The sequence below is a fragment of the Sporosarcina jiandibaonis genome, from assembly GCF_013184495.1.
Taxonomy (GTDB): Bacteria; Bacillota; Bacilli; order Bacillales_A; family Planococcaceae; genus Sporosarcina; species Sporosarcina jiandibaonis.
The window spans coordinates 21575-28947 of sequence record NZ_JAAOIY010000011.1 but is presented as its reverse complement, the minus strand read 5'-3'; the positions used below and the strand labels follow the sequence as shown (position 1 = coordinate 28947).

The 7373-nt window shown below is 36.0% G+C and carries 5 protein-coding genes and 2 pseudogenes; all 7 read left to right on the top strand.

Going from position 1 to position 7373, the window contains the following annotated elements; genetic code table 11:
- Positions 1–388: 388 nt before the first annotated feature.
- The gene (locus G8782_RS17920; protein WP_172373820.1) at positions 389–1063 is read left to right on the top strand and encodes a hypothetical protein; all 675 of its coding nucleotides are present in this window, start codon (positions 389–391) and stop codon (positions 1061–1063) included.
- 118 nt (positions 1064–1181) lie between these two features.
- A pseudogene (locus G8782_RS17915) lies at positions 1182–1599 on the top strand (IS30 family transposase); the annotation flags it as partial.
- 95 nt (positions 1600–1694) lie between these two features.
- A complete protein-coding gene (locus tag G8782_RS17910; RefSeq protein ID WP_172373816.1) occupies positions 1695–3089 on the top strand; it encodes an MFS transporter in 1395 nt (464 codons plus the stop codon).
- Positions 3090–3173: 84 nt separating this feature from the next.
- On the top strand, positions 3174–4862 hold the full coding sequence (locus tag G8782_RS17905; protein ID WP_172373814.1) for a sigma-54 interaction domain-containing protein: 1689 nt from the start codon (positions 3174–3176) through the stop codon (positions 4860–4862).
- A complete protein-coding gene (locus G8782_RS17900; RefSeq protein ID WP_172373812.1) occupies positions 4859–5767 on the top strand; it encodes a ketopantoate reductase family protein in 909 nt (302 codons plus the stop codon). Before G8782_RS17905 ends, G8782_RS17900 begins: the two co-directional genes overlap by 4 nt.
- A 239-nt stretch (positions 5768–6006) precedes the next feature.
- Entirely contained in the window at positions 6007–7152 is a 1146-nt protein-coding gene (locus tag G8782_RS17895) for an acyl-CoA dehydrogenase family protein (RefSeq protein ID WP_172373810.1), read from the top strand.
- A 124-nt stretch (positions 7153–7276) separates the two neighbouring features.
- A pseudogene (locus G8782_RS17890) lies at positions 7277–7363 on the top strand (SDR family oxidoreductase); the annotation flags it as partial.
- Positions 7364–7373 lie beyond the last annotated feature (10 nt).

Sequence of the window (7373 nt, the reverse complement as noted above, 5' to 3'; positions counted from 1 at the left end):
AAGCCATGATTACTTCATATTTAAATTTATTCGAGTAAAATTTACGTGCCATAAAAAATCCCCCTAAGGAAAAACAGATTTTTATTTTTTAATCTGTCTACCTTAAGGGGAGCATATCACGGAAAACTTTGTCGGTATCCTTTGTGTTTTTATTCAATATATTATTATTTTCCAATCAATGCCAAAAAATGTACCATTAAATCAGGTATGTTATCATCTTAAATCTTCTTATCTATTAAAGTTATAAGTTATACGTATTTTGAATTATAACTGTTATACTTGATAGACTAATTTGACTATTCCCTGAAAACGAAGTGGATTAAGCGGTAATAATTGATGTTTTGTTGTTGATAGCTAAATTTATTAATGGATATTGGAGTGAGACAGGATGGAAATAAAGCAAGTCACGTTAAGAACACATAATTTCGAGAAAATGAAACGCTTTTATAATAAGACGCTTGAGCTAACATTAATTTATGAAGATCAAGAAAGATTTTGCGTAGCAGTTGGTTCAAGCAAATTGGAGTTTACAAAGAAAGGTGTAAAGGAGAGACCGTATTACCACTTTGCTTTTAATATTCAGAGCAATATATTTGATGAAGCTAAGTCGTGGGTGAAAGAAAAGGTTAATTTAAATCTAGAGGATGGAGACGATGAAGCTGATTTTTCACATTTACCAGCACGCTCTCTCTATTTTTATGATCCGTCTGGTAATGTTGTAGAGTTCATCTCAAGACATTCTATATCTGAAGCAGGAGAAAAAACTTTTTCACCTAAAAGTATTTTAAACATTAGTGAAATTAGTCTAACAGTTCCTGATGCAATAAAAGCTGGAAAACAGTTGGTTGAAAGGGGAATCAACGAACGTGACAATGAACCATTAAGTTCCACTTCTCTTAACTTCATGGGAGATAGTACCACTGGAGTTTTTATTTTATTAAATCAACCCGATCGAAGGTGGATATTTTCAGAAAAAGTTTCCGCTATTTTTCCTCTTGAAATTACACTGGCGAATGATGTTCAGATTACTTTAAACGATAAATATGAATTGGTAATCCAATGATATATTTATGGTTTTTGTTCAAAATAAAATTACTTACTTTATGTGAAGAATTTTATACGCAATATTTAGGTTTTACAATTTGTGGAGAGAATCCAATTGGATTTCATATAAGAGTAGGAACAAGTGCACTATCGCCGTTAAGCCCGCTGGTCGATTAGCAATCAATATTGTTGAAGCATTTGATCAATGGTTCAAACGATTACCAAAACACTTATTCAAATCAATTATTTTCGATTGTGGCAAGGAATATTCCAATTGGAAAAGCATCAGTAATCACCATGATATAGATATTTATTTCGCTGATTCAAGAACTCCCTCTCAAAGAGCGTTAAATCAGAATTCTAACGGGCTTCTTCGTAAGAATGGATTACCCGAAGAAATGGATTTCCGTCCTGTTTCACAAGACTATATATCAAGTGTCACCTTACATAAAAACTATATCCCAAGAAAATCGCTAAATTACCAAACTCCCATTGGGTGTTTCAATAATCTTGTCGGCGAAAATGTAGAAGGATATTATGTCTCGCTTAATTTGACAAAGCAATTGAAATAAATATTTTCTTGATATGAAGAGGCACGATAATTGCATTGTATAATAGTCAGGAAATGAAAGTGGGGGTAGCAACGTAAAATGAATCCCGATAAACAACAAAGTATGTTACTGAGACCAGATAATTTTATTAAATATGAACTCGTATTATATTCTGTGATATTTTTCAACACCTTAATTACTGTTATGAATACTTCAATGTTCAATGTCGCTATACCAATAATCACGGTTTCATTTAGTGTAGATGCCAAATCTGCTTCAATGATTGTCAGTAGTTATTCAATCGCGTTTGCGTTAAGCGCAATTGTATATAGTAAACTCTCTTCGTCCTATCCTATTAAGTGGCTGTTATCTATCGGTATTTTGTTTCTCGCTTCAGGTTCTCTCATAGGAATGACAGCTTCCTCATATTCGGGTCTGATACTTGCGCGTATCGTTCAGGCGCTTGGGGCTTCTTCTATCTCTGCATTAAGCATTATCGTAACTACGAGATATATACCTTTCAAACGAAGGGGGAACAGACTTGGATTCGTTGCGGCTGCTATTACGCTCGGATTTGGGATTGGACCTGTTGTGGGTGGAGCATTAATTCAGTTTTTGGGATGGAGGTATTTGTTTAGCATTTCATTATTTGCGTTAATTGGATTACCATTTTATTTTCTGCTACTTCCATTTGAAAAAAGAAAGAAAGAAGTGTTTGACTATAAAGGTATGTTAATTTTTTTCGTTGGAATTGTATTGTTATTAGGTACGATTACTATTTCTTGGCTATTAAGCTTTTTAGTAATCGTAATAGCTTACCTTTTCTTTAGACATATAAAGCGTCACAGAGTACCATTTTTGCAACCATCTTTATTAAAAAATAAATCTTTTTTATCAGTTACTGGCGTTGGCTTCATCATTTTCTTTTGTAATTTCTCATTTTTATTTTTATTGCCGTTACTTCTTTCTAGGTATTTTAATATGGAAAGTACTGCCTTAATCGGGCTTACATTATTTCCAGGAGCACTTACTGCGGTTATTTTCTCAATAATAGCTGGCTGGGCAGTTGATCGGATTGGTGCTGAGTGGGTTGCGCTAACGGGGACGTTTCTTATGGTTACCGCTGCACTGATAGCGACCTTATTTGGAAGTACGACGGTTTTATTCATAATTATTATCTTCAGTATTTCAAGTAGCGGATTTGTTTGTATTACGACAAGCTTGCCCAATATATTAACGAAAATATTAACTAAAGAGCAGTTAGCAAATGGAATTGGAACACTACAATTATTTCAGTATATGGGTGGCGGTATCGGCGTTACTGTATCGGGTAAACTTTTAACATATATTGAAACTATGTCTCTAGGATATTTTAAGTACGGCTATGTTTTTAGTGTTTTGATTGTTATATCACTGGTTGCAATTGCTCTTTGTGTACGGATTTTAAAGGGGTTTAATGTAGTGACGGGGGCAGAAAAGGCTAATCAAATTTGAGAGGAGTATTATGAATTAGGTTATTGACAGTTTTTGCATTATTGAAAAAGTGATGGTACATTGTTAAAAAGGGGGCGGGCCGCTATGAATCAGGTTGATAAAGTACCGTTTTATTGTTTTGAAACTTCATTACATAATGTAGTGATACAGATGAATGAGCGCCTTTTATCCGACATGAAAATGAATGTAGTTAATAAGCCTGTCAATGATCTATTTGATGAATGGCATGCAGAGCAAGGTGGGAACTTAATTCAGGCTCGCCTGGACAATAAAAGATACATATTTTTGAAAGAACAATTGACTGAGGATAATGTATTTTATGTTGGAATTAATTCGCAAGAACTTGAAAGTAAATCTAGTGAACTTGAGGAGTTACAACGTTTAAACAGACATCTTGATGCGGTCATTGAAAATTCTTATGACGGTATTTATATAACGAATAAAGATGGGATAACCTTACGGACGAATTCAGCAATTGAAAGGATTACAGGGATACCCAAAGAATACTATATTAATAAAAATGTGGATGATTTAATGAAGCGGGGAATTCTAAAAAGTTCAGTCACACATAAAGTCGTAGAAAAGAAGAGAACTGTATCTCTTATGCAACTTAATTATTCAGGAAGGAACACGCTACTAACCGGAAATCCGGTATTCAATGAACAAGGGGAAGTAGAGAGTGTTGTTACGAATGTTCGAGATCTAACTGATTTAAACAGTTTACAAACGGCCCTTCAAAGGGCGAATGAACTCAATAAAAGCTACCAAGAGGAAATTGAAAAGTTAAAAGGAAATTTTACATTAGCAAACGGAAAAACCATCGTTGAAAATGAGCAGATGCGGCTTATCTATGATACTGCCCAGCGAATCGCTAATGTAGCGGCTACGGTTCTAATACTCGGTGAAACGGGAGTAGGCAAAGATGTTCTAGCCAAATACATTTACAACAAAAGTGAGCGGAGTAGAAGCGGTAAGTTTGTTAAAGTGAATTGTGGTGCCATTCCTCCTAACTTAATTGAATCAGAATTATTCGGGTATGCGGGTGGAGCATTTACCGGGGCTAGCAAAAATGGGAAGCCGGGAATGTTTGAACTTGCGGATAAAGGTGTTTTGTTTCTAGATGAAGTTGGTGAAATGCCGTTAGATGTCCAAGTGAAATTACTAAAGGTCATTCAAGACAGAGAAATTCAGCGAGTCGGCGGTACATCAACAAAAAAGATTGATGTTCGCTTGATTGCCGCGACGAATCGAAATTTAAAAGAAATGGTAGAGGAAGGTAAGTTTCGAGAAGATTTATATTATCGATTAAACGTTATACCGATTGTGATCCCTCCATTACGAGAACGCAAAGAGGAAATTCATTCGTTAATAAAAATGTTCTTAAATGATATTAATGAAAAATATGAAATAAAAAAAGAATTAAATGCAGAGCTCACATCTTTTTTCTATAGGCATCAATGGCCGGGTAATATCAGGGAATTGTCAAACTTGCTTGAACAAATGGTGCTACTAAATAGCTCCGTCGAACTGGGGCTTGAGCATCTACCAATTGAATATAAAGTTGATGAAAACGTAAAGCATACTGAAGTGGACGAAACAATGACGTTGAAAGAGGCAGTTGAATTAGCGGAGAAAAAAGTATTGAACCTGGCCGCCGAAAAATATTCGACGACATACGAACTAGCAAAAGCTCTGGATACAAGCCAATCGACGATTGTACGGAAACTACAAAATTATAAAATTGTATTGAAAGGACGAGGAGATAACATATGAAAATTGGTATTATGGGGAGCGGCGCTGTCGGGTCATTTTTTGGTAGTTTTTTATCAGAAGCCGGACACGATGTAAGATATATTGCGCGCGGGGCTCATTTAGCTAAAATGAACAAAAATGGTTTAGTTATTAATAGAGAGAATGAAAAAATTACAATTTACGAAACATTTTCCGAAAGTGTTGAAACATTAGCTGATTGTGAACTTATTTTATTCTGTGTGAAGTCTGGAGATACAAGAGAAATAGCAAATCAGCTAAATAAAGTGATTCATAAATCAGCTTATGTAATGACACTTCAAAATGGCGTAAGCAATGAGGAAACGCTTGTCGAAGTAATTGGCGAAGACCGGGTTCTCTCGGCTGCGGTTTATGTCCAAGCATCTGTTGAGTCGCCGGGCATTATTAAGCAGTCGGGAAGGCATAAACTTGTTATTGGTTCACTTAGCGAAGGTAGTCATGATGCTGCAATTACCTTCTCGTCCTTATTAAATGAAGCACAAATCCCTACAGATTGGTCAGAACAAATCATGTTGAGGAAATGGAAGAAGTATTTATTTACTTTAGTATTTAATCCGTTATCTGCAGCGACGGATAAGACAATTGGACAAATACTAGATGATCCACAATTAAGAGAAGTCGCGTGGATGATTGGATTGGAAGCAATTGAGATAGCCGGGTTGGACGGTTACCCTTTAAATGAAGATGACATCGAAACTGCCTTTCAAAATGCGGAATATGCAAGAACACATATGACATCAATGCTTCAAGATATTCGAAATAGGAAGGTGACAGAAGCTGGAGAGTTAGTAGGCTATTTAATAAACAGAGCGAAAGTGCATGATAAATCAATTAATGCTGTTAAAACAATTTATTTACTACTAAAAAGCATAGAGAAAAACTTTTAAACCTGTAAATCTACAGGTTTTTTTATTTTTTTTGACACAAAACAGTCACAAATGAATTGTTAAGTCATTTATGAATCACTTGTGTAATGGTGATTGCACCAGGATTAATTCAAATATGAATCAAAGGTTTTAAAGATAACGGCTAAACAGATCAAAACCAATGGGCATGGCTTCGATAAACTTGGCACGCAAGTTGCAAGTACCTTTATATAGATCGACCATTAAGGGAGGAAACTAGTATGCCGTTTAAATTGACACTTGAGATTGAGCAGATGAAACAAATGGTTCGAAATTATGTAGAGAAAGAAGTAGAACCTTACGCACAGCAAATAGAGGAGGATGATAAAATTCCTCAACATTTAGTAGAAATGGCAAAAGAGCTTGGATTGTTTGGAATTAGTATTCCAGAAGAATACGGCGGCATCGGGTTAAGTGTTATTGGTAAGGCGGTTGTACTTGAGCAACTTGGCCGAACACATAATGGATTTGTTAGTTTAATTAGTGCACATACAGGAATCGGCAGTTCTGGCCTTGTTAAATTTGGATCTGATGAGCTGAAACAAAAATATCTTCCAGGAATGGCTTCGGGAGAAAAAATTGCAGCATTTGCTCTTTCTGAACCGGGGGCGGGTTCTGACGCAACTAATTTAGAAACAAGAGCCGAAAAACGTGGAGATACATGGATTATGAATGGAACGAAACACTTTATAACGAACGCACCTGTAGCAGATGTATTTACCGTCTTTGCTTTAACGGATAAAGAAAAAGGTGCCGGAGGTGGTATCACAGCTTTCCTTGTTGAAAAAGACTTTCCTGGTTTCACAATTGGAAAAATAGATAAAAAAATGGGTCTTCGAGGATCTTATACTGCACAACTTATATTCGAAGATTGTGAAGTCCCGCATGAAAACGTAATTGGTGAAGTTGGAATGGGCTATGTTTCGGCTTTGACAATTCTTGGCGAAGGGCGTGTTGGACTAGCCGCGCGAGCAGTTGGTTCATGCGATAAGTTGATAGAGTTATCGACTTCATATGCAAAGGAAAGAAAGCAGTTCGGAAAGCCGATTGCAGATAATCAAGCGATTCAATGGATGCTTGCAGATATGGCAACAGAAACAGAAGCCGCTCGTATGCTAACTTTCAAAGCAGCATATTTAATTGATCAAGGAAAAAAAGTGATTAAAGAAGCATCTATGGCAAAACTTTTTGCTTCTGATGTGTTTAATAGAGTCGCAGATAAAGCTATACAAATTCATGGTGGTATGGGGTATGTAGCTGATTATCCAATAGAAAGGTTTTACCGCGATGCTCGAATTACGAAGATTTATGAAGGGACAAATGAGATTCAACGTCTAATTATTGCAAGACAAGTGTTAAGAGAATAATTATCTGAATGGGGGATTAGTAAAGTCGACATTATTCAACCTAAAGGGTAGGTCGCCCTAATTGTTGAGGGAGACGTCATTAAATCGTGTAATCCAATGGGTAATTTGGTGACAATCAGTCTTTAAAGGGGTCGCTTTATTTTTAGCAAGTCATGCAAGCGATTACATCACGGGTCAGGTTGTTGTGGTTGATGGAGGAAGTTCATTGTGAAAATACTAAA